The 23,212-nt window shown below is 46.8% G+C and carries 13 protein-coding genes, 1 tRNA gene and 1 pseudogene; 11 read left to right on the top strand and 4 right to left on the bottom strand.

The genetic code is table 11. The annotated features are described in order from the left end of the window. Positions 1–94: 94 nt before the first annotated feature. The 9 genes from QUA78_RS06755 (at position 95) to QUA78_RS06715 (ending at position 12,670) form a co-directional block, all read left to right on the top strand. Positions 95–613 (top strand): Ycf51 family protein, encoded by a 519-nt coding sequence (locus tag QUA78_RS06755; RefSeq protein WP_333300737.1) that lies wholly within the window; start codon positions 95–97, stop codon positions 611–613. Positions 614–902: 289 nt separating this feature from the next. After that, on the top strand, positions 903–2,234 hold the full coding sequence (locus QUA78_RS06750) for an ATP-binding protein (RefSeq protein ID WP_333300735.1): 1,332 nt from the start codon (positions 903–905) through the stop codon (positions 2,232–2,234). Next, positions 2,231–4,423: a tetratricopeptide repeat protein gene (locus QUA78_RS06745; RefSeq protein WP_333398683.1), complete on the top strand. Its 2,193-nt coding sequence runs from the start codon at positions 2,231–2,233 to the stop codon at positions 4,421–4,423. Before QUA78_RS06750 ends, QUA78_RS06745 begins: the two co-directional genes overlap by 4 nt. 204 nt (positions 4,424–4,627) lie before the next feature. Next, positions 4,628–5,350: a Uma2 family endonuclease gene (locus QUA78_RS06740; protein ID WP_333300732.1), complete on the top strand. Its 723-nt coding sequence runs from the start codon at positions 4,628–4,630 to the stop codon at positions 5,348–5,350. A 315-nt stretch (positions 5,351–5,665) separates the two neighbouring features. After that, positions 5,666–6,868 carry a tetratricopeptide repeat protein gene (locus QUA78_RS06735; protein ID WP_333300730.1) on the top strand — a complete coding sequence of 401 codons (1,203 nt, stop codon included), beginning with the start codon at positions 5,666–5,668 and terminating at the stop codon, positions 6,866–6,868. 79 nt (positions 6,869–6,947) lie between these two features. Continuing rightward, positions 6,948–8,471 (top strand): carboxypeptidase M32, encoded by a 1,524-nt coding sequence (locus tag QUA78_RS06730; protein WP_333300729.1) that lies wholly within the window; start codon positions 6,948–6,950, stop codon positions 8,469–8,471. 128 nt (positions 8,472–8,599) lie between these two features. Beyond that, the gene (locus tag QUA78_RS06725) at positions 8,600–11,020 is read left to right on the top strand and encodes a sucrose synthase (RefSeq protein WP_333300727.1); all 2,421 of its coding nucleotides are present in this window, start codon (positions 8,600–8,602) and stop codon (positions 11,018–11,020) included. Positions 11,021–11,654: 634 nt separating this feature from the next. Continuing rightward, a complete protein-coding gene (locus QUA78_RS06720; RefSeq protein ID WP_333300725.1) occupies positions 11,655–12,365 on the top strand; it encodes a peptidoglycan-binding protein in 711 nt (236 codons plus the stop codon). 223 nt (positions 12,366–12,588) lie between these two features. After that, positions 12,589–12,670 (top strand) — tRNA-Leu (locus QUA78_RS06715). 219 nt (positions 12,671–12,889) lie between these two features. On the opposite strand, the gene QUA78_RS06710 is transcribed toward QUA78_RS06715, so the two are convergent. Next, positions 12,890–13,015, bottom strand: coding sequence for a hypothetical protein (locus tag QUA78_RS06710; RefSeq protein WP_333300723.1), 126 nt, complete (start codon positions 13,013–13,015; stop codon positions 12,890–12,892). A gap of 364 nt (positions 13,016–13,379) precedes the next feature. Between QUA78_RS06710 and QUA78_RS06705 the strand changes: the two genes are divergently transcribed. Then, entirely contained in the window at positions 13,380–16,829 is a 3,450-nt protein-coding gene (locus QUA78_RS06705) for a leucine-rich repeat domain-containing protein (RefSeq protein ID WP_333398682.1), read from the top strand. A gap of 336 nt (positions 16,830–17,165) precedes the next feature. On the opposite strand, the gene QUA78_RS06700 is transcribed toward QUA78_RS06705, so the two are convergent. The 3 genes from QUA78_RS06700 to hetZ form a co-directional block, all read right to left on the bottom strand. Further along, positions 17,166–19,529, bottom strand: coding sequence for a transglutaminaseTgpA domain-containing protein (locus tag QUA78_RS06700; protein WP_333300718.1), 2,364 nt, complete (start codon positions 19,527–19,529; stop codon positions 17,166–17,168). A 270-nt stretch (positions 19,530–19,799) separates the two neighbouring features. Continuing rightward, positions 19,800–20,870 carry a hypothetical protein gene (locus tag QUA78_RS06695; RefSeq protein ID WP_333398680.1) on the bottom strand — a complete coding sequence of 357 codons (1,071 nt, stop codon included), beginning with the start codon at positions 20,868–20,870 and terminating at the stop codon, positions 19,800–19,802. After that, a complete protein-coding gene (gene hetZ / locus QUA78_RS06690) occupies positions 20,863–22,044 on the bottom strand; it encodes a heterocyst differentiation protein HetZ (RefSeq protein ID WP_333398678.1) in 1,182 nt (393 codons plus the stop codon). Before hetZ ends, QUA78_RS06695 begins: the two co-directional genes overlap by 8 nt. Positions 22,045–22,235: 191 nt before the next feature. On the opposite strand from hetZ, the pseudogene QUA78_RS06685 reads away from it, so the two are divergent. After that, positions 22,236–22,704 (top strand): annotated as a pseudogene (locus QUA78_RS06685) (transposase); the annotation flags it as partial. Positions 22,705–23,212 lie beyond the last annotated feature (508 nt).

Here is a 23,212-nt window from a genome sequence, read left to right as displayed (position 1 = left end):
GGGGAAGGTGTAATTATTGACTTTGACTCGATCGTGCCCATCCCACGGAAAACGATATGACAAATGACCAAACGACCAATTACCAAATTGACAAATGAGCGTAAATTCTAACCTTTTAATCTACGCCCAATGGGCGGGAATTCTAACAGCAGCCTTGGCTATTCTAACTGTTATAGCATTTATCTTCAAATGGGGTTTTCGCTTCCGATTGGTAGGAGTGACAAGCTTTATGGCAGTAATTGCTGCAAGTATATTCGGTCTGGGTTTGGGACTGTTTTCCCGCACAGAAATTCCGGGTGCAGTTCGCTATTCTTTAGTTTACGATACTGGCGGCGCTCAAACAGTAGTTACCGTGCCACCTACGATCACCGAATCGGAATTAGAAGCAACGATGCAGCAAGTGGCTGCGGATTTGTACTCTCCTGGGCGCTCTGGGCGGGGCAGAGACTACATGACAATCCGGGTTCGTACAGTTGTACATCCTGAACCAGGGCTGTCGCAGCCGCTGTTTTTGGGCGAGGTGAGGCGATCGCTCGCGACTCGTTATGATGACAAAATGGCGATCGAAATCTTTCCCGAAAAAGTTGCTATTCTGAAAAAATATCAAGCTTAAAAATAGGGTGCAGCAGCATTCTTAGGACTTACGCATGGGGGCCCTGAAACCTGGTTTTTTACGCGTTGTAACTCACATCTTGCGCCCTTCTCAATAAGTCTTGGGAGGGCGGGCCAGATGCCCACCTACAAGAAAACTCACTCTTTGTGGAACAGGCATCTTGCCTGTTCTTGGTAATAGTTAAATATCTCAGTTGTAACCCGCAGATTCGGTAAAAAACCCGGTTTCTTTGGTGGTCTTGTGTAAGTGCTGAAAAATAAATTTAAAAGTATAAAAATAAGATCAAATTATGACTCAAGAATCAGAAAAATTACTAACAAACCTCTACAATGCTTTTGACCCATTCTATCCTTTACCAGCAGGAGATCCGCAGTATGTTGACTGTCGGGAAGTGCGAGGAGATGGCGATATTATCGAAGATTTGGGCAGAAAGATTAAGCTATCGCAGCGAATGACTTGTCAGTTGTATGCTGGACATCGCGGTGCGGGAAAGTCAACGGAATTGCTGCGACTTCAGGAATATTTGCAAAATCAAGGCTGCTTTGTAGTTTATTTCGCGGCTGACGAACAAGATATTAATCCCGAAGATACTGAATATACTGATATTTTGCTAGCTTGCACTAGGCATTTATTAGAAGATCTCAGAAATGCTAACTCTAAACCTTTACGCGATTGGATGCGAGATAGGTGGGAAGATTTGAAAGATTTAGCCCTAACCGAAGTGTCTTTTGAAACATTAAGCTTAGAGTCGCAAATTGCTCAGTTTGCCAAACTGACGGCGAATGTCAGAACCGTACCGACTCTGCGCCAAAAAATTCGAGATAAAATTAATCCCCACACAACGACGCTGATTGATGCGCTGAATGAGTTTATTGGCGATGCTAAAAAAAACTTGCCGGATAAATCTTCGCAACTCGCAGTGATTGCCGATAATTTAGACCGAATTGTGCCGTTTTCCCAAGACGGGAAACGCAGCAATCTCGACGAAATCTTTTTAGACCGCACCGAACAACTCAAAGCTTTAGATTGTCATGTCATTTACACCATACCGATTTCTATGGTGTATTCTAACCGCGCTACTGAGTTAATCAATAATTATAACGACCCGCAAGTGTTGCCGATGATTATGGTGCAGAATCCCGACGGCAGCACCAACGAAGCGGGACTTGCTAAAATCAAAGAGTTGATTGAAAAGCGGGTAAAACAAGTCAATCCGAATCAATCTTTAGAAACAGGATTGTTTGACAGTCTAGAAACTCTAGAACGCCTGTGTTTGATGAGTGGGGGTCACGTCAGAAATTTGCTGTTGATGATGCAAGAAGCAATAACTCGCACCGAGGATTTGCCAATTACTGCAAAAGCAGCGCAAAGGGCAATTACTCAAGCGCGGGATGTCTACCGCAGAACTCCTGAAGAAGGCGAATGGCAAATTTTAGCGAAAGTCTCCCAAACTCAGCGCATACTGAACGATGAACAGCACCGCGGTTTGCTATTTACCCGCTGTATTTTGGAATACCGATACTATGATGAAGAAGGAGAAATGCAGCCTTGGTATGATGTTCACCCGCTGATTAAAGGAATTAAGCAATTTAAAGATTGTCTTGCACAACTTCAGCCATGACAGCAGAAATAATTGATTGTGATGCCGATTTACCAGAAGCAGAACCAGAGGAAGAATATCAAACTCTGGTACGCACTCTCAAACGGACAAATGGTTTCCGGTTGTTGTTTGTTGAGTGTTTTCCGGCGGAAGGTGAACGCTTGATTGCGAAAGTTCAAGCAGATGTGCTGCAGAAAAAGATTGAGGTGTTGTCGCTGGATGAGTCGGTTTATAATTTTTATAACATAATTAAAGATTTGCCAGACAGAGATGCAATTAATATTCTGTTTGTGAAAGGCTTAGAATATTCACTTTATGAATATGAGAAAGAAAAAAAAGAGATCGGATGGGAAAGCAAGGATATTTATTCTTATAGTTGGCGGGGTGTGCCGCCTGTTTTAATCAATTTAAACCAGCAGCGGGAAAGGTTTAGAGATGATTTTAAGATGTGTTTTGTGTTTATTTTGCCTCGTTTTGCAGTTAATTATTTTATCCAGCGGGCTCCGGATTTCTTTGATTGGCGATCGAGTTTATTTAAGTTGTCGATGGATGAAGAAAGCTTGCAAGCAGAATCAAAGCAAGCTTGTTCCCAAAGATGGAAGCGAGAAGATTATCTAGCTTTGACTCCCCAAGAACGAAAACGGGAATTGGTGAGGATTCAATCTTTAATTGATGAGAATGGGCAAACATCAGAACAACAAGCTGAATTGTTTTTAGAACAAGGTTTATTGTATGGCTATGCTGAAGAATATGCAAAGGCGATAGCCTCCTACGACAAAGCCTTAGAAATCCAACCTGATAATCACGCAGCCTGGAACAATCGGGGCAAGGCACTGGGTAATTTAGGAAGATTGGAAGAAGCGATAGCCTCCTACGACAAAGCCTTAGAATTCAAACCTGATAATCACGTTTCCTGGTACTATCGGGGCTATGCACTGGGTAATCTAGGAAGATTGGAAGAAGCGATAGCATCCTACGACAAAGCCTTAGAGTTCAAACCAGATTATCACAAATCCTGGAACAATCGGGGCAATGTACTGGGTAATTTAGGAAGAGGGGAAGAAGCGATAGCATCCTACGACAAAGCTTTAGAAATCAAACCAGATAAAGACTTTCCCTGGTACAATCGGGGCAATGCACTGGGTAAGTTAGGAAGATTAGAAGAAGCGATAGCATCCTACGACAAAGCCTTAGAAATCAAACCAGATAAACACGAAGCCTGGAACAATCGGGGCTCTGCACTGGAGGATTTAGGAAGATTAGAAGAAGCGATAGCATCCTACGACAAAGCCTTAGAATTCAAACCAGATAAAGACTTTCCCTGGAACAATCGGGGCAAGGCACTGGGTAACTTAGGAAGATGGGAAGAAGCGATAGCCTCCTACGACAAAGCCTTAGAATTCAAACCAGATTTACACGGAGCCTGGTACAATCGGGGCATTGCACTGCGTAACTTAGGAAGATGGGAAGAAGCGATAGCATCCTACGACAAAGCCTTAGAATTCAAGCCAGATTATCACGTTGCCTGGAACAATCGGGGCAATGCACTGCGTAACTTAGGAAGATTGGAAGAAGCGATAGCCTCCTACGACAAAGCCTTAGAAATCAAACCTGATTTACACGTTGCCTGGAACAATCGGGGCAATGCACTCGGTAATTTAGGAAGATGGGAAGAAGCGATAGCATCCTACGACAAAGCCTTAGAAATCAAACCTGATTATCACGAAGCCTGGTACAATGGGAGCATTGCACTGGTTAATTTAGGAAGATTGGAAGAAGCGATAGCCTCCTACGACAAAGCCTTAGAAATCAAACCTGATTATCACGAAGCCTGGTACAATCGGGGCATTGCACTGCGTAATTCAGGAAGATGGGAAGAAGCGATAGCCTCCTACGACAAAGCCTTAGAATTCAAACCTGATTATCACGAAGCCTGGAACAGTCGGGGCCATGCACTGCGTAATTTAGGAAGATGGGAAGAAGCGATAGCCTCCTACGACAAAGCCTTAGAAATCAAAGCAGATTTTCACCCAGCATTTTATAATAAAGCTAGCTGCTATGCGTTACAGAGTCAGATTGACCAAGCGGTTCAGAATTTGCAGCAAGCCATCAATCTGAATCCTGACAAATACCGAGAAATGGCAAAAACTGACTCGGATTTTGACAGCATTCGATCGCATACTCGGTTTCAAGAATTAATTCAAGGATAGGGACTTGTCGTTGGGTGGGGGCGGGTTTTTGAGATTGTTAGTTATTGGCAGAAATTGTTGGCGAACCCGCCCCTACAGCATCACAAATACACACTATTTCTTAGTCCGCGAAGGCGGACATTGTTTGTGTAGAAGCGGTTTCAACCGCCGGGCATCTGAATAAATAGTATAATTAAAATTAAATACTTCTCGGAGACAACGATTATGCAAGTCACAACCGAAGAAATCATTTATCCTTCCAGCGACGGTCAACCAATGGCAGAAAGCACAATTCAATACGAATTAATTGTTAAAATCAAAGAAGGTTGCGAATCGCTGTTTAAAGATGACCCAAACGTTTTTGTAGCCGCCGATTTACTGTGGTATCCCGTTGAGGGGAAACCTGAAATTTCTCAAGCACCTGATACAATGGTGATATTTGGGAGGCCAAAGGGCGATCGCCTTTCCTACATACAATATCGAGAGAATAATATTGGCCCTCAAGTCGTCTTTGAGATTCGTTCCCACAACGACAGCAACACTAAAATGAATAAAAAACTTTCATTTTACCAGCGTCATGGAGTTGAGGAGTATTACCTTTACGATCCAGAAAGAAATGAGTTGGAAGGTTGGCAAAGAATTGAGGGAAATTTAGAAGTTATTGAGCCGATGGAGGGATGGATTAGTCCGAGATTAGGTGTGCGGTTTGAGTTGGGAGAAGATGGGTTAGAAATTTATCGACCTAATGGAGAAAAGTTTCTTTCCTATGCGGAATTAGAAGCAGAGAGGTTATTAGATCGTCAGCGCCTACAACAAGAATCTCAAAGAGCCCAACAAGAATCTCAAAGGGCAGAACAAGCAGATCAAAGGGCAGAACAAGCAAATCAAATTGCTCAACGTTTAGCTGCTAAACTGCGCGAATTGAACATCGATCCAGATAGCATTTAACCCCGAATAAATGCTCAGAAACCCGGTTTGTTTGAAAAATCGGGTGGCGATCGCGGTTATTTATGCTTTTAACGTAATCCTGTCAGCCCGATCGCCCTTCCCTCTCTTCTACGCAGTCATATAAAAAAATTAGTATTAATCTATACTTCCAAATCCCAGCTCTAGCATTAGAATGAAAAAAATTGAAAAAGTCCCCAAATTCCTGTAAAATTGCCATAAATAACCAAACAGTCGCGATTAAAAGCACTCACAGGCGAAAAAGATCGCATATAAAAAAGAAAAGAATCAATTAGACAGAAAATGAGGTGAAACCCCTTGCAAAAATTAGCCAGCATAGAAAAGCCGATCGACTCAGGGGAAAAATCCATAGCAGTCAACACCCAAAAGGCTCAAACCTTGTACGATCGCGGCAACGCCCTAGAAGCAATGGGGCGCTTCCAAGCTGCGATCGAATCTTGGGAAGAAGCGATCGCACTCGAACCAAAATTTTATGAAGCGCGGTACAACCAAGGCGTAGCCCTCCGAAAATTGGGTCAGCTAGAAGAAGCGATCGCAGCCTACAACAAATCCCTAAAAATCAAACCAAACCATCCAGAAGCTTGGTATAATCGGGGCAACGTTTTGCGGAAGCTCAACAGACTCTCAGAAGCGATCGCCTCCTACGAACAGGCCATAAATTTCAAGCCAGACTACCACGTAGCTTGGACGAACCGCGGCAACACCCTCGTCAGCTTAGAAAAATTATCAGAAGCGATCGCCTCCTACGACAAAGCGATCGAACTCAAACCAGACTACTGCGAAGCTTGGTACAACAAAGCATTTACCCTCAGAAAATGCAACCAAAATACAGCGGCGATCGCATCCTACGACAAAGCGATCGAACTTAAACCAGACTTGCATCAAGCCTGGTACAACCGCGGCTTAGCCCTAGCCGATGAAAAACTCTACCCGGAAGCCGTCGCCTCTTACGACAAAACCCTGCAACTGCGGCCGAATTCCGCCGAAGCCTGGAACAAACGCGGCACGGCGATCGCACAAATGGGACAATTTGAAGAAGCGATCGCATCCTGGGACAAAGCCCTCGCACTCAAGCCAGATAACAGCGAAACCTGGTACAACCGCGGCTTAGCCTTCGCCAACTTACAACGCTTTGAAGAAGCAATTGCCTCGTGGGACAAAACGGTAGAGTTGCAGCCAGACAACACCGAAGCCTGGTACAACCGCGCCGTCGCCCTCAAAACAATTCAACGATTTACCGAAGCCATCGCCTCCTACGATAAAATCATCGCACTCAACCCCGACGATCCAAACCTTTACTATCAAAAAGCTTGCGTTTACGCCCTGGAAAAAGCAGCAGGCGAACTCACAAACAGCCCCGAACTTGTAGCCACCAGTATCCGGCTGGCGATCGAAAACTTGTCCGAGGCGATCGAACTCAATCCCCATAAATACCGGAAACTGTGCAAAAATGACTCTAAATTGCGTACAATACGGGAAGAAGTGCGGTTTTTAGCTTGATTTCAGGGTAGCGATGATTGATGGATACGGATGCCGCACTGCAACCTTTGTAGGTAAAACAGCACCATAAACCCCAATCATGCAAACCCTAGACAAAACTCAAGCAAAATTCGCTCAACTGGCAGCCCACCTCAGAGAAGTTAACGACATCGAATCAGCCTCGTCGCTGCTGCATTGGGATCAATCAACTTATATGCCCGCCAAAGGTGCAAGTGCCAGAGGCCGGCAGTTGGCTACACTCAAACAAATATCCCATGAAAAATTTACCGACCCCAAAATTGGTGAACTCCTAGAAGACTTGCGTTTCTACGAACAAACCCTCCCCTACGACTCCACCGCAGCCAGCCTGATCCGCATCGCCCGCAGAGACTACGATCGCGCCGCCAGAATCCCCGCAACCTTCATGTCAGCACTCTGCCGCCACCAAGCCGACTGCTACGAAGCTTGGGCCGCGGCCAGAGCAGCCAACAATTTCGCAGCCGTCGAGCCGTATCTCGAAAAAACCCTAGAATTAAGCAGGCAGTACGCCGAGTTTTTCCCCGGATACGAACACATCGCCGATCCTTTGATCGATCGTAGCGACTACGGCATGAAAGTATCCCTGCTGCGCCCGCTTTTCGCCCAACTGCGTCAAGAATTAGTGCCGATAGTCGAAGCCATTACCTCCCAACCTCCTGCCGACGACTCCTGCTTGCACCAACACTTCCCCGAATCCCAGCAATTAGAATTCACCCGCACAATCGTAGAACGCATGGGGTACGACTTCCAGCGGGGACGCCAAGACACCACTCTGCATCCATTCATGACCAACTTCTCCATAGACGACGTGCGCATCACCACCCGCGTCTACGAAGATCACCTGGATCAAGCACTCTTCAGCAGCATCCACGAAGCCGGACACGCCCTTTACGAACTCGGAAATTCCCCGGAATTTGAAGGCACGCTTCTGGCAGGCGGCATTTCCTCCGGCCTGCACGAAAGTCAGTCGCGACTTTGGGAAAATTTGGTCGGGCGCAGCCGCGGTTTTTGGGAATGTTTCTACCCGCAACTCCAAGGCGTATTTTTGCGACAGTTGGGACAGGTATCTACTGACGCATTTTACCGGGCAATTAACAAAGTCTCGCGATCGCTCATCCGCACAGACGCCGACGAAGTAACCTACAACCTCCACGTCGCCATCCGCTTCGATCTAGAATTGGCAATGGTAGAAGGAAAATTAGCAGTGCGAGACCTCCCCGAAGCCTGGAACGAACGCTATCAAAACGACCTGGGAGTTGTCCCCGCCACCGACAGCGAAGGCGCCATGCAAGATGTTCACTGGTATGTTGGTACGATCGGCGGAATGTTCCAAGGTTACACCCTCGGCAACTTGATGAGCGCCCAATTCTACGAAACAGCCGTAAAAATCAATCCTGAAATTCCCGTAGAAATAGAACAGGGCAATTTTACCGTACTCCACGACTGGCTAAAACAAAACATCTATCAGCACGGCCGCAAATACACCGCCGTCGAATTGATCGATCGCGTTACCGGTTCACCTTTAAGTATCGATCCCTTTGTCCGTTACATTCGCCACAAATACGGGGAATTTTATGTCATTTGAGGGATAGCAAGTTCAGATTGCAGACTTTAAAATTACAAAAAAATTAGCCGCTAAAAAAAATGGCGATACTGTTTGAGTATCGCCTAATTTCACAGCGCAAATCAAAAGTCTTAAATAAGGGAGTATGTATGTCGGAACTCTTTCAGGCTGTTATCGCCAGCGACGAAAAAACCGACTTGCGTCAGTTTGCCAGCGATTTACGCGCTTTGGGAAACAAATATTTACTGCGAAACGACATAGTTAACGCTTTTGCCGCCTACTGCACCAAATACGAAAAGCCCGAACAGTTCCATCAATCTTCTCTTTTAAGCAAACTGATTTACTACGTTCAGGAAATTATTCTCGAAGATGGCAGTCTTTGCGTCCTGCTGCTGCCAAAAATTGCTACAATGGAAATACTGCGAGTTGCAGACGACTTGACTGTTGAGCAGATGACAGTGCAAGAATTGCTCGACGTGCGCGATCGCTTCGTCAACCATTTTCACCCCCAAGAAAGCGACATTCTAGAACTAGATTTCGGCCCGTTTTACGACTATTCCCCCACAATTCGCGACCCCAAAAACATCGGCAAAGGAGTGCAATTCCTCAACCGATACCTGTCCAGCAAACTGTTTCAAGACCCCAGACAATCGCAGGAAACTCTATTTAATTTCTTGCGCATTCACCGCTGCAACGGCGTACAATTACTAATTAACGATCGCATAAAATCCCAAGAACAACTTTCAGAAAAAATCAAAAAAGCCCTCACCTTTGTCAGCGAACTTTCTGAAGAAGAACCATACGAAAAATTTCGATTGGTTCTGCAAATGATGGGTTTGGAGGCAGGTTGGGGAAATACGGCAGCCCGCGTGCATGAAACCCTAGGACTTCTTGACGAATTAATTGATGCCCCCGATCCGCAAACCCTAGAAGCATTTATTTCTCGCATCCCGATGATTTTCAACATCGTCCTAGTTTCTCCTCACGGCTGGTTCGGCCAAGAAGGAGTTTTGGGGCGACCGGATACGGGAGGTCAGGTAGTTTATGTCCTCGATCAAGCCAAGAGTTTAGAGAAACAACTGCAAGAAGACATTCATCTTGCCGGTCTCGATAGTTTAGGAGTCAAACCTAAAGTAATTATTCTCACCCGGTTAATTCCTAACAGCGACGGCACGCGCTGCAACGAACGTTTGGAAAAAGTTCACGGCACAGAGAATGCTTGGATTTTGCGGGTTCCATTCCGGGAGTTCAATCCCAAACTAACTCAAAATTGGATTTCGAGATTCGAGATTTGGCCTTATTTGGAAACTTACGCGATCGATGCAGAAAAAGAATTGCTGGCTGAGTTTCAGGGCAAACCAGATTTAATTGTCGGCAACTATTCCGATGGTAACTTAGTAGCGTTTTTGCTGTCTCGAAAACTCAAAACTACTCAGTGCAATATTGCTCATGCGCTGGAAAAATCTAAATATTTGTTAAGCAATCTCTACTGGCAAGAGTCAGAGGAAAAATACCATTTTTCGCTGCAATTTACTGCCGATATAATTGCCATGAATGCAGCTAATTGTATTGTCACCAGCACCTATCAAGAGATTGTGGGCAAACCCGATAGTGTCGGTCAATACGAATCTTACCATTGTTTTACCATGCCGGATTTGTACCACGTTGTGAACGGGATTGAACTGTTCAGCCCTAAATTCAACGTCGTGCCGCCGGGAGTCAACGAAAGTGTGTACTTTCCCTACACGCGGATCGAAGACCGGGTGCAAGGCGATCGCGATCGGCCGGGCGAACTGCTATTTACTCTAGAAGATCCGGAACAAGTCTTTGGAAAACTCGACGACCCGCACAAGCGCCCTTTATTTTCGATGGCGCGGCTCGATCGCATTAAAAACCTGACAGGCTTAGCAGAATTGTTTGGAAAAAGCAAGGAATTGCAAGAAAAATGCAACTTAATTCTAGTAGCTGGCAAGCTCAGGGTCGAAGAAACCGAAGACTGCGAAGAAGCCGAAGAAATTAAAAAGCTTTACGCAATTATCGACCAATACAACCTGCACGGTAAAATTCGCTGGCTGGGAGTGCGGCTGTCCAAAAGCCTGTCCGGTGAAATCTACCGGGTAATCGCCGACGGCCAAGGTATATTTGTTCAGCCAGCCTTATTTGAAGCTTTCGGCTTGACAATTCTAGAAGCAATGATTACCGGAATTCCCACTTTCGGGACGCAGTTTGGCGGCCCGCTGGAAATCATTCAAGATGGTATAAATGGGTTTTATATCAACCCGACAAACCACGAGGAAACCGCCCAAAAAATTCTAGATTTTTTATCGAAGTGCGAACACAATCCCAACTATTGGTATGAAATTTCAACACGAGGAATTGACCGAGTTTACAGCACGTATACATGGAAAATTCACACTACCAAGCTGCTGACGCTGGCCCGGACTTACGGTTTCTGGAACTACTCATCTAAGGAAAACCGCGAAGATATGCTCCGCTACATAGAATCGCTGTTTTATCTAATTTACAAGCCAAGAGCCAAGGCTTTATTGACCGAACACGCGAACCGATAAGTGGTGGCGAGTTTTGCTTTTTATATCAAATACGTTGGCATCGGAATTATTCATGTCTCTCTTCCGTTTCTCCTTATCCTCTGCGTCAAGAGCGGTTTAATAATTCCGATACAACCGGAATTGATATTACGGCGGGGTTGAAGGAAAAAACTTAGCCTCTCATAGAGCAACTTTGTACAAAATCAGCCTGTAAAGATTTGTGAATAACGGCAGGTTTTGTACCATTAGACTGAGGCTAAAAGACGTTGTTTCTACGAAAATATGGGCTTTGGTAACGAAACATCTCCGAATCAACCGGGTTTATTAGGAATAGTACGAACCGGCCCCTACTTCTAACACGTAACTTCAAACTCGCAACTTCTGAGTGCTGGTGTCTCCATTGCCGAACTTCTCTTCTAGAGGCCGGGGCAGATATAGCAACCGCGCCAAACGCTTAGGAGCTTCTTAAGGGCTCAAACCAATGCGGTCGATTACCCCTTTCTTCGGACTTCTAGTTACTTGCTCGCGAAGTCGAAGGGTCATCTTCCTTCTTCCTTCTGCTATATGTCTCATAAAGCAGTCCGGGTAATACAATTAGATTGAGAAACTAGAAAACAGGGAAACCTTGTCAAACCTCACTAACAGGATGAAATTTATGCGTGTGACTACTGTTACGATTTTCAGCTTGATCGCTCTGCTCGCTCCGGCCTTGACCCGAAAGGCAACTGCTGCTTTCGACTCCCAACCCTTGGTGCAGGAACAGTACCGCAGAGACTTTACGGCTCCCGCCGATCCGGGTGCGTCAGCATCGCCCGAGGGAAATTCCCAAGCAGATATGTTTAACAAGCCTTTTTACGCGGGCGAGCAGCCGCCAGTGAGAAAGGAGAAAACTATCTCGGCGGGAGCTGACGGGCCAGAAGTCGCAGCTATACAGCAGCGCTTGCAGGTGCACAGTTTCAAGGTAGGGACGATCGACGGTTCCTATGGCTCTCGCACCACCTCCGCTGTGAGTGCCTTTCAGCAGTCTAAGGGTTTGAACTCAGACGGGATTGTGGACAAGGAAACTTGGACAGCTTTAGCAGCAGATCCGGCGCCTGCTCCTGAAACTGTGCAGAGCAATGCTCCAATTCAGAGCAATGCTGCTGTTCCCGGCAATCCTCCAACTCTTCTAAATAAAGGCGCTGTCGGTTCCAAGGTAAAGACGCTACAGGTGCGTTTGGAAATACAGGGTTACGATCCGGGCCCGATCGACGGCATTTTTGGCGCTCGCACTGCTACGGCTGTCAAGAACTTTCAGAAATTTAAGGGTTTTACTGCTGACGGCATGGTGGACGAAACAACCTGGAAAGCGCTCGGCCAAAAGTAAGTGACAAGTGAAAAATACGGAAAATTGCTGTGGCCATAACTCATGATTGAACCCGGTGTCCAACAATGACCGGGTTTCTCGATGTTGAGCGATCGAGCGATTTGGTCATCAGCCTGCGGATTTATCAGTGGGTCGCTTTCTTCAATCTAAAATCTAAAATCTAAAATCTAAAATCGATTGACCGATCGCTCTGTTGTGTGCTATAGTATTTGAATGTCAAAATGCGGATATGGCGAAATTGGCAGACGCGCCAGATTTAGGTTCTGGTTCCGAAAGGAGTGAAGGTTCAAGTCCTTTTATCCGCATCAAAATTTTTATATTAAAACAGACAACCCCACCTATTGTCGGGGGCGTATTTTTATGTGGGTTGATACTCAATCTGAGTTGAAAACCCTTACTTATTTTAATCGTTCTTGAGTGCTTGCTGAAAAGTTTTGATAGCATCTACATGATTAACCAGATTAATGCAGCACAACAGTAATTCAAAGTTTATTCCTCGCAGTTCCTCGCTCTCAGCAATCTTTTCATAGTCCAAATCCTTCGGCTTCACTGTCAGCTAGTGCTTCTTGTGCCAGATTTCGAGAAGAGAGAATGTTTGGGGTTATTACGATCGCCATCACGAAGAAATCGATCGCCTGATTGTTGCTCATCAAACCGATGATTGAAAGCGTGAGGCTGTATTAAGAGTGAAAATTTGGCGATCGCCATCAGATGATGCGCGGGTGGCCAGAAACCGGGTTCTTGCCCAGAAGAGGCGTTACAGCCGTAGAAAACGGAAAACACCCGGTTTCTTTGGTTTTGGTGCGCAGGCAACTCTGGACAGGGCAATGCCGTTTCCCTACCCCAAAATAATCGACCTCGCCCTCCCTCGGATATAATCATCGCCTGATTACTTTTCGGGAAACGGTACCCCGTCGTGTCCTGATTCCTGCCGTGTCCTGATTCTTGCTGGCTTTCCCCACCCAACAAAAATTCCTGTCACAATAAAATGAATCCTACCGAGAGACAAAGGGCATGACGCGAGAGGAAGCAGTGCGGCGAATTCACCGGGCAGCCGAGGAAAAATTGACCCAACTGGATTTGTCGGGGCTGGACTTGGAGGAATTGCCGCCGGAGATTGGCAAGTGTTCGCAGCTTGAGACTTTGCTGTTGGGCAATTTCGATGAAGAGAAAACAACATGGGTTGGGAATAAGTTAACTGAGTTTCCTGATGCTGTTCTTCAATTAACCAACTTAAAAATACTTAACCTCAGTAGGAATCAGATTACAGCTATCCCAGAAGCGATCGGGCAACTGTCGAATCTGAGACAGCTTTACCTCCATAACAATCAGATTACAGCTATCCCAGAAGCGATCGGGCAACTGTTGAATCTGAGACAGCTTTACCTCAGTAGGAATCAGATTACCTCCATCCCAGAGGATCTCGGGCAACTGTCGAATCTGAGACAGCTTGACCTCCGTAGCAATCAGATTACCCAAATCCCAGAAGCGATGGGGCAACTGTCCAATCTGACACTGCTTAACCTCAGTGAAAATCAGATTACCTCCATCCTAGAGGATCTCGGGCAACTGTCCAATCTGACACTGCTTAACCTCGATAGCAATCAGATTACCTCCATCCCAGAGGCGATGGGGCAACTGTCGAATCTGACAGGGCTTGCCCTCGATTACAATCAGATTACCTCCATCCCAGAGGCGATGGGGCAACTGTCGAATCTGACACTGCTTAACCTCAGTCGCAATCAGATTACCTCCATCCCAGAGGCGCTCGGCAAACTGTCGAATCTGACACAGCTTAACCTCAGTCGCAATCAGATTACCTCCATCCCAGAGGCGCTCGGGCAACTGTCGAATCTGACACAGCTTGACCTCGATAACAATCAGATTACCTCCATCCCAGAGGCAATCGGGCAACTGTCGAATCTCATACAGCTTTACCTCCTGGGCAATCAGATTACCGCTATCCCAGAGGCAATCGGGCAACTGTCGAATCTGACACAGCTTGACCTCGATAACAATCAGATTACTTCCATCCCAGAGGTGATCGCGCAACTGTCCAATCTGACAGAGCTTTCCCTCCGTAGGAATCAGATTACCTCCATCCCAGAAGCGATGGGGCAACTGTCCAATCTGACACGGCTTGACCTCAGTGACAATCAGATTACCTCCATCCCAGAGGTGATCGCGCAACTGTCGAATCTGACAGGGCTTGCCCTCGATTACAATCAGATTACCTCCATCCCAGAGGTGATCGCGCAACTGTCGAATCTGGCACAGCTTTGCCTCTGGAACAATCAGATTACAGCCATCCCAGAGGGGATTCGTAGCATGGAGAAGCTGGAAAAACTAGATTTGCGGGGTAATCCGATGCCAATCCCGCCGGAAATCCTGGGCGACAGCCGATCCTATGGAGATGCTGGCGATTTGCGTACCATTCTCGACTTCTACTTCCAAACCCGCGATCCCAACGATACCGAAGAACTCAACGAAGCTAAACTTTTGATTGTCGGTGAAGGCGAATCGGGAAAAACCACCCTAGCAAACAAACTCCTCAACCCCGACTACCCACTAAAAAAACAAGAACCCAGCACCGAAGGCATCGATGTCATCCGCTGGGAATTCCCACAAGCCAACGGCAAACCTTTCCGCGTCCACATCTGGGACTTCGGCGGACAGGAAATCTACCACGCCACGCACCAATTTTTCCTCAGCGAACGTTCCCTCTATATCCTCCTCGTCGATAACCGCCGCGAAAACCCCAACCTCTGCTACTGGTTGAACATCATCGAACTTCTCAGCAACAGCAGTCCCGTCTTCCTCGTCCAGAACGAAAAACAAGACCGCCGCTGCGAAATCAACTTTTCCCAACTGCGCGGTGACTTTGAAAACCTAGAAAAACTCCTCACCACCAACCTCGCCGACAATCGCGGACTCGAAACCCTCCAGCGCGCCCTACAAAACCGCATCACCACCCTGGATCACATCAGTAAGGGCATCCCCAAACACTGGGCAAAAGTCCGCCACGTCCTGGAAAACTACGCCCAGCGCAAAACCCACATCAAAGTCTCTGAGTTCTACGACATCTGCGCCACCCACGGCTTCGACAAGTCTGACGAACAGGCCATGCTGAGTCTGAGCAAGTATTTGCACGACTTGGGTATTATCCTCCACTTCCAAACAAATGCTGACAAAAAAAAATCTATCCTCCTCAACTGGGTCATCCTGCGTCCCGAATGGGCAACCAACGCCGTCTACAAAGTCACCGATAACGAACAAGTCATCGCCAATTGTGGATACTTCACCGACGAAAACCTCAGGGAAATCTGGATCGATAGACAATACCAAGGCCTCCACGATGAGCTACTTGAGCTCATGGAAAACTTCAAAATTTGCTACCCAATCCCCGGCCAACGGGGACACTACGTCGCCCCGCAACGCCTCCCCTTGGAAGCACCAAAGTACGACTGGGACGACACCGACAACCTGATAGTGCGCTACAAATACGACTTTATGCCCAAAGGCATCATCACCAGGCTGATTGTAGAGATGCACCGCTTGATTTGCCGCCCCAATATCGCTCTCTCTTCAGGTGCTGCTAGACGGGATATTGTCTGGCGTGACGGCGTTCTCCTCGCAGACAACTACGCCAAAGCCGAAGTCATCGAGAATTATCATCAACGAGAAATCCGCATCCGCGTATCTGGAACCCCGAAAAACTATCTCCTAAATAGCATTCGTCACAAACTCCGGGAAATTCATGATAGTTACGATAAGCGCCTCAAATACGAAGAATTAATTCCCTGCAATTGTTCCGAATGCAAAGGTAGCCAAAATCCCTCTTCCTATGCCTTTGATGATTTGCGCCGCCGTTTGGCAAATGGCAAGTACACAGTGGAATGTGGAGAACCGCCATATAAAGATGTCCAGGTGCGGGGCTTAATCGAGGATTTTCCAGACTATTCCCAAGAGAAAGTCCCTGGAATCGATCGATCGCCTGCGGTAGATTATTCGAGAACTCAGAAAACTGTAAACACTTTAAACTTGTACTTCGACGGTAACAGCATGAATCAAGATTCTTCCCAAACAAACAACTTGCAAGGTGCTAATCTCTCCGGAATTAACGCCACCCAATTTCAAGATAATGCCCAAGCTAGCGGTAATCAATTTAATCAAACTAATAACGCCAATACCGCCGAACTTCTGCAACTGATTTCATCCATGCGTGAAACCGCTGCACAATTCCCCGAAGACGAACGCGAAGAAGTGTTGATGGAAATTGGCAACGTGGAAGAACAACTAAAGAAACCCAAAGAAAAGCGCAATCTGAAACTCATTGCGAAAAAATTGGTTGCTATTTTAGCGATTGCGGGGAGTATGGCTTCTCCGATCGCAAACATGACAGATTTTACCAACAATGTCACCGATTTAGCTCAAAAATTCGGTGTCGAACTCCCGATTCGATAGGCACAGTAAATAAAAAAACAGAATACTTATATACCCAACTTCTTTAGCAACTCTGGACACGGCAATGCCGTTTCCCTACCCGAAAATAATCGATCGCCCTCCATGAGAGGTGTAACCATCGCCCGATTAATTTTCGGGAAACGGCCTGGCGCGGTGTCCTGACAGTGGGTAATATCAAATCCGAGGCCACCAGATTTGATATTACGCATGGGAGCCCAGAAACCGAGTTTTTGCCCTGAAGACGCGTTACATCCCTTTAACGGGGCAAAAAACCCGGTTATGAAGGTTTTTCTCCGTAACTCCTACTTGTGTAGAAGCGATTTCGATCGCTGATTTTTATCTTAACTTTTTCAGTTTCTTCAAGTGCGATCGCCTCAAATTTTCCACCAACTGCTGCAACTGACTCAAATTTCCCGCTTCGCCCCCGTACTTCCACCGCACGTAAGCTTGCGAAACTTCATCAATCACCTCGGCTTCATCAGTTGCATGATTCCCGCGCATTGCCTCAGCATACTCCAAAGGCGTTTGAGCTTTCTGCTTGGCAAATCCCCTACTCGCCAAATCCTTCAACATTTCCTGATAAACCCCCTCCACCGGCGGCAACTTCGCCAGCCAGCGGCGGTGGCGCCACTTGCGCCACACTTGCCAAATTAACCAGCCAATAAAGCCAAAGCCGATCGCACTAATCAAACCAGTAAATAAACCCACCCAACCCTTAGCAAACTGTCCCAGAAACCAGCCCAGAATCAAACTGATCCAGCCAATTACAAAACCTATAACTGAATCCAGCCCGCTTCTGAGAGGAGTCGGTAGCCAACCGGCAATCCACTTCCAAAACGATTCCAGCGCACTAAAAGTCTGGTTGTCTTCCACCGAAGCCGGAATCAGCGGATAACCGGGAATCGGATTAAAAGCAAACCAGCCGTTATTGGGAAAATATACCTCGGTCATCAAGAAAGCATCGGTATTTTTCACAACATACAAACCCGTAAACGGGTTAAATTCCCCCGTATCGAAACCCCCCGCCAGTCGCGCCGGAATCCCGATCGACCTCAGCATAATTGTCAGTACCGTCGAAAAATGGTCGGGATATCCACCGGTAACTTTTTTGCCACCCTGGGTGTTTTTGTAGCCAAACAGAAAACCCTCGACTAAATCTTCACTTTCTTCTAAGTAAGGCAAAGCTTTTTCTATTTTGTAATTCGGATTTTGCTTTAAATATTGAGCCAAATACAAAGCTTTTTCGTAAGGAGAATCGATCGGTCTGTCCGACTGAGATACTCTAGTTCTTGCCGCCAATATGTCTTCAGTTTTTTGTCGCACCTTCTGGGCAATTTCCGGTGGCACATCCAAATAGAACTTGCGAATATTTTTCGGGTAATTAGTACCAGTTTTTCCCAACAAAGCTCGATCGCGAAAAGGCACATTTGAAATCACCGTATAAGTCAAACCTTCTGCCAATTCCACAGGCGATCGCAAACCCCCCTCCGCATCAATCGCCACCTCTGGCGTCGGAAAATAAAGTTCCCTCGGCTTGTTTAAAGCCGGAATCAAATTCGGCAACTGAGCAACAATAGTATAACTTTGAATCACCTCTTGAGTGCGAGGCGCATTGGGAAAAGGATTCAGAAAAAATTGATAAGACCACCTAGGTCGATTCACCTTAAAAGCGTCGTCGTTGCGAGAAATTTCCCAACCCTGACCGGTGTATTTGTCAAAGCCTAACACCCGCCAAAAACCCGCAGCCTGCGATCGCACCCGCATCACCACTTGGGGTTTCATTTCCCCCCGCAAATTTTGATTGATGCGCTGGTTGAAACCGTAATAAAAAGTAGAGTCTACCTCTCCTGGCCCAGAGTCTGGGTTTCGCCCTTTACCTCCGCCAGTTCCTTTTTGGTTTCCTCCCCTGACATACCCAGGATTCAAAATGCTGCGCGAGTCAAACTCGCCCTGATATTCAATAGGAGCACTCACCGGAAAAGTCCGCAACTGATAGCCAGGGAGGCGCGGCAAAAACGCAAAAATAGTCAGCCCCAACCCGACAGTTATCAGCAGCAGCCAAGCAAAATACTTTGGGGATAAAGTAGCAGCAAATAGCGACAGGCTTTCATTTTTCCCTTTACCTTGTGCTTTTTCGCCAATGGCTTCTGGCTTCAAAAATCCCAAGCGCGATCGATAATCCAACACCAAAGTCGGAAGCGCTAAAGCCAAAAACACCAACAACAGCGGCCCAAAAGTCAAGGTTTGGCTGAGAGTCGCTGCTACCCCTAACAAAATTAGCCCGATTACCATCGAATAGCCTAAATCCTTGCGGCGAGGCAAATCGAAACTGTGCAGCACTTGAAGTTGGATTAACAGTTGCGCCAAAACTAACCGCGTATCATTCAATTCTCCCACCAAGCGGCTAAAAAAAGCGAACAGTGCCACCAGCATTCCAATAGCTATGCAGAACTTAGCAGCTACATTGCGATCGCGGCGGCGGTACCAACTCCAAGTTGCTCCCACAATACTAACAGGCACAGCCCACAGGTTCAGGGCTTCTTCAGCAGCAACGTCAGTAGCTACAATTCCCACAATTACCAACAACTGAACTAGGATTCGCAGCAGTAAAGAATCCTCAATCACCGGCGGAGGCATGGCCTCTATCTGCTCCCACAGCTTACCCAGAACAGGTATATTTCGCAGGTTATCAGTTGTCATGTGCACCCATCCAACGATTTTAGATTTTAGATTTTAGATTTTAGATTGAATCCACAGATACATCTGGGTTTTAACTAATATCTAAATCTTATTTTTCTGTCATTAGATTTTAGATTGAATCCACAGATTAACTTCACAGATAAATCTGGGTTTTAACTAATATCTATTTTTTTTTGCTTTCCACGACAGAAGTCGAGGGATTGCATCTGTTTTTGTGTGAGGTCAAACCACAGAGTAAAAACCTAAATTATTTACTCTAATTATACCTTTCTAGTTGCTATCTTGTCCTGCCAAAATAGGACGAATAGCAAACATCAAAGGTCGGGTCTCGAAGTTTTGGAATCGAACTTCTAGGGCATAAGTCTTGTCAGGTTGTGGATCAAACAACTCCACACTTAAATGCCCGGAATTCGGACGATGTGCTGTTGCTTCGGCATCTCCTCCCTTGAGTTCCAAACTTCCTGCCCCCGGAAATTGGCACTCAACTCTTAAACACGGCATTGGCTGTTCTCTGTTGCGGTTCGACAGGTATTGAGCCTCCAGAGTCAGCGAACCCAAACCAGTCAGCCACTCCCGCGAAACCGGCGGCTGATTCACAGGACAATCCAAAGTTAGAGACTCAATGATTTCCTTGGCGGCCAACAGCGACAGCACCATTTGTTGATCGGTACTCGCTGCTTCGTAATTCGGGAAATCTTCTAAATCTAGAAGTCCCCGCAAAGAACCTCTGAGCACTAAACCAGCTAATTCGTTGAGTTCCTGAGACTGGCCCGGAAACAAGCCATCTACAGCGCGAACTAACTTCGAGCCTTGCCGCAGCGACGACATTACCAGTTCCTGACAAGGTTCTAGCAGTTGAGCAAAAACCCCTTGGGCGATCGGAATTGGCAGGCGGCCCCACCTGATATTTTGTAGTTGGGGAGTCCAGAGGTGCAGGGGAGGAACCCATTGCGGGGCTACATCGTCTGGGTAATCGTGGTCGTAGCTTTTGAATTCTGTTTCCCAGGGGAACAGCGGCGGGTTGGATTCAATTTCGGCTCTAAGCCTTTGTTTTAACAAGGTCTGAAAACGGTCTTGCACGGTCGGTATTTCTCCAATTGTCAGCGGTTGTGCGGGTGCATTGCTGTGCGCCCCCACTTGATAGTCCAGCGGGTCTGGTTCGTCCCATTCCCAGTATTCCACCCCGGAATTCTCTTCTGTGTCGCCCCACTCTTGTGAGCGAGGGGACGGATTGAGGTTGTCCTCATCTTGGCTAGAGGCATTCGCGATTGGCGCCTGCAATATCCAGTCTAAAAAATGGCGCTCGAAAGCCTCTGCATCCCTGTTCGTTTCGTTATTCATCACTAGATGCCCCTTCTCCGGAATCTGAACGATTTCGCAATTCCCACGCAAGTTCCAGCAATTTAAACCACCGCTTCTGTACCTGGGCTACCGTGCTGCCCAGGGTTTGGGCGATCGCTGACTCTGACAGACCCTGTTGTTTCAACTTTAGCAAACGCTGTCCCTCTGGGCCAATTTGCTCGCCAAAATCCTGCCACTGAGAAGGCAGCAAACCCAGATTTCGATCTAAGTCTGCTTCCAGCCACTGGTGAACGAGTTCCCAGCGGTGCGACATGGCGAACCTGAGCAAATGGTACTTGAAGCGCTGCTGCAAATAGTCTCTTTGGCGGGGAGTTATGCCCAGAAGCGACTCTATTTCATTAGTCGGTAAGTCTTGCAAGCGCAGCACGAAGTAATCGGCGCAGTCTTGTTGGTTGCGCTCTTTCAAGTAAGCGACTAATTCGTCAATCACGTTTTGCCGCAGAGATTCTGACTCGTCGCCTAGCGGACGAATTGCCGCCGAACCCTGTCCGGCCATCGCTTCCCGCACGGAGTGCACCGAGGTGTCGTTCCAAGTTTGGTCGGAATCAGAAGCCCCTCCGTCGGCAGCTTGTTCCATATCTACGGAGGTTTCTTTGGGCTGCTGCTGGGAAAAGGTTTGGGCCCGTAAAATAATTAGTTGCTGGCTCCGGTTCCGAGGCAAAGGAATGCGCCGCTTGCCAAAGCGCTCTACAAAGGCCATGTACTCTGCTAGTTCTAAGCGAGTCCGGGGACTGTAGGTGGGTGGCAGTTGGGTTTCGCGCCGGAATGCCTTTAAAGCTTCGAGATAAAATCCTTGCAAAAAATCTTTGATCAATTCTACTCGCGCCTGATAGCTAGACTGCACCTGGGGTGGGGTGATGTAGCGATAGACGATCGCGCTGAGGGTACTGTGCAATTCTACTCGCCCGGGCCCGGAGCCTAAATTGTAATAGTGGAGGCATTGTTGCAAGCGGTGCTGAGCGAGGCTCTGGGCTGAACCTTCTATATCTCCAGAGGCTTGAATCCGCTGGCTTTCGGTGCATATCCTGTTGACTTCTGCTGCGAGTCGTCCTGCTACATCCCGGCAGTTCTGCTCAGACGCGCGAGTGGACTTTTTGAGTTCGTCTAACAGCAGTTGAAAGATGGTTTCCACGCTCTGGCAGATTTCCCGCATGATAGTTTACAGCTAACAATGAAAGTAGCACAGTTAGTAAAAGTATGGATAAATCTTTCCTACCGCTACTTTACCCCGTATTCCCCAGATAGGACAAACTGCAATGCCCTCGATCTCCTCCTTCGGGCAAACACTGAGGACTGCTTTTTTAATCTGTCTTGGACGCGCCATCCGCAAAAAACCTGGTTTCAACAGTTGCCACTGCAACGATGGTTCATCAGAGGGTCAGGTTTGACAAAGCCTTCATGCAGTAAGGGGCGAAAACGCCACACTGCCGTTGATACCTTCGGCTTAGTGCTGTGGTGGTCACAGCAGCAAGTGTTACTGAACGTGAAGCGAGCAAACAGGTTCTCTCTTTCGGTCTACCAGATGGGACAAAGGGTTTCACGGCTGTATTTGATCTGGATCGATCGAGGTGACAGCCGTCATCCGTTTCTCAAATGGGTGATGGATAGCTTGGGATGGATTATTCAGGTGGTTTTACGACTGCAACAGACCCAAGGCTTTGTTTTACTTAAAAAAAGATAGGTGGTTGAAAAAACTTTTGGTTGGCTCAATTGGTATCGACGGTTGAGCAAGGACGATCGGCGATTACCGGCTTGCTCACAGGCCCTGATCTACATCTCCCTGATTCGGCTTATCGCTCTTCTTTCACTGTGAGAAGAGTATAATCAAGAAAAATTCTTGCTCAAACCCAATTGCCGTAGATGGATAAAGCCCCTGCTGCTTCACCTACCCTTAATTGTATCGATGAATATTGCGGTTATTAGAGAAATTTGTTTTCAGATGTTAGAAGTTTTGAGGCATTTAAGCCTCTAGATCTAGGGAGGCTCTCCTCAATACCGCGTAAAGCTCTACCAGCGAGTGCCCAAGTGGTAGGATTAGCAAATGAACAATCCTTGCATCACTTTTTAAGTCAATATCCTTGGCAAGTTCAAGATTTAAGAAACCCAAGATTATCTTTGTTCATGTAAGCCGAGTTGAACACTATTAAGGGTTCCATCATAGAAATCTTTCTATTTTCCGGGCTGAACCATTGTAGTCTTCAGTTACTTTTGCCATAAAGTCTCGACGGCGATGCTGAACCATTAAGAGTAATCCAAGGAAAAAATGATCCAAAATCAGGGATACTAAGAGAATAATTAATGTGCAATCTGCTGTATGTCTC

The sequence above is a fragment of the Microcoleus sp. K4-B3 genome (assembly GCF_036704615.1).
Taxonomy (GTDB): Bacteria; Cyanobacteriota; Cyanobacteriia; order Cyanobacteriales; family Microcoleaceae; genus Microcoleus.
The sequence above is the reverse complement of the archived record's forward strand: the minus strand, read 5'-3'. Positions and strand labels throughout refer to the sequence as shown.

Bases quoted from the DNA above. Each gene is read 5' to 3' on its own strand.
- QUA78_RS06755 (WP_333300737.1), top strand. From the start codon at position 95: ATGAGCGTAAATTCTAACCTTTTAATCTACGCCCAATGGGCGGGAATT.
- QUA78_RS06750 (WP_333300735.1), top strand. From the start codon at position 903: ATGACTCAAGAATCAGAAAAATTACTAACAAACCTCTACAATGCTTTT.
- QUA78_RS06745 (WP_333398683.1), top strand. From the start codon at position 2,231: ATGACAGCAGAAATAATTGATTGTGATGCCGATTTACCAGAAGCAGAA.
- QUA78_RS06740 (WP_333300732.1), top strand. From the start codon at position 4,628: ATGCAAGTCACAACCGAAGAAATCATTTATCCTTCCAGCGACGGTCAA.
- QUA78_RS06730 (WP_333300729.1), top strand. From the start codon at position 6,948: ATGCAAACCCTAGACAAAACTCAAGCAAAATTCGCTCAACTGGCAGCC.
- QUA78_RS06725 (WP_333300727.1), top strand. From the start codon at position 8,600: ATGTCGGAACTCTTTCAGGCTGTTATCGCCAGCGACGAAAAAACCGAC.
- QUA78_RS06720 (WP_333300725.1), top strand. From the start codon at position 11,655: ATGCGTGTGACTACTGTTACGATTTTCAGCTTGATCGCTCTGCTCGCT.
- QUA78_RS06710 (WP_333300723.1), bottom strand. From the start codon at position 13,015: ATGAGCAACAATCAGGCGATCGATTTCTTCGTGATGGCGATCGTAATA.
- QUA78_RS06705 (WP_333398682.1), top strand. From the start codon at position 13,380: ATGACGCGAGAGGAAGCAGTGCGGCGAATTCACCGGGCAGCCGAGGAA.
- QUA78_RS06700 (WP_333300718.1), bottom strand. From the start codon at position 19,529: ATGACAACTGATAACCTGCGAAATATACCTGTTCTGGGTAAGCTGTGG.
- QUA78_RS06695 (WP_333398680.1), bottom strand. From the start codon at position 20,870: ATGAATAACGAAACGAACAGGGATGCAGAGGCTTTCGAGCGCCATTTT.
- hetZ (WP_333398678.1), bottom strand. From the start codon at position 22,044: ATGCGGGAAATCTGCCAGAGCGTGGAAACCATCTTTCAACTGCTGTTA.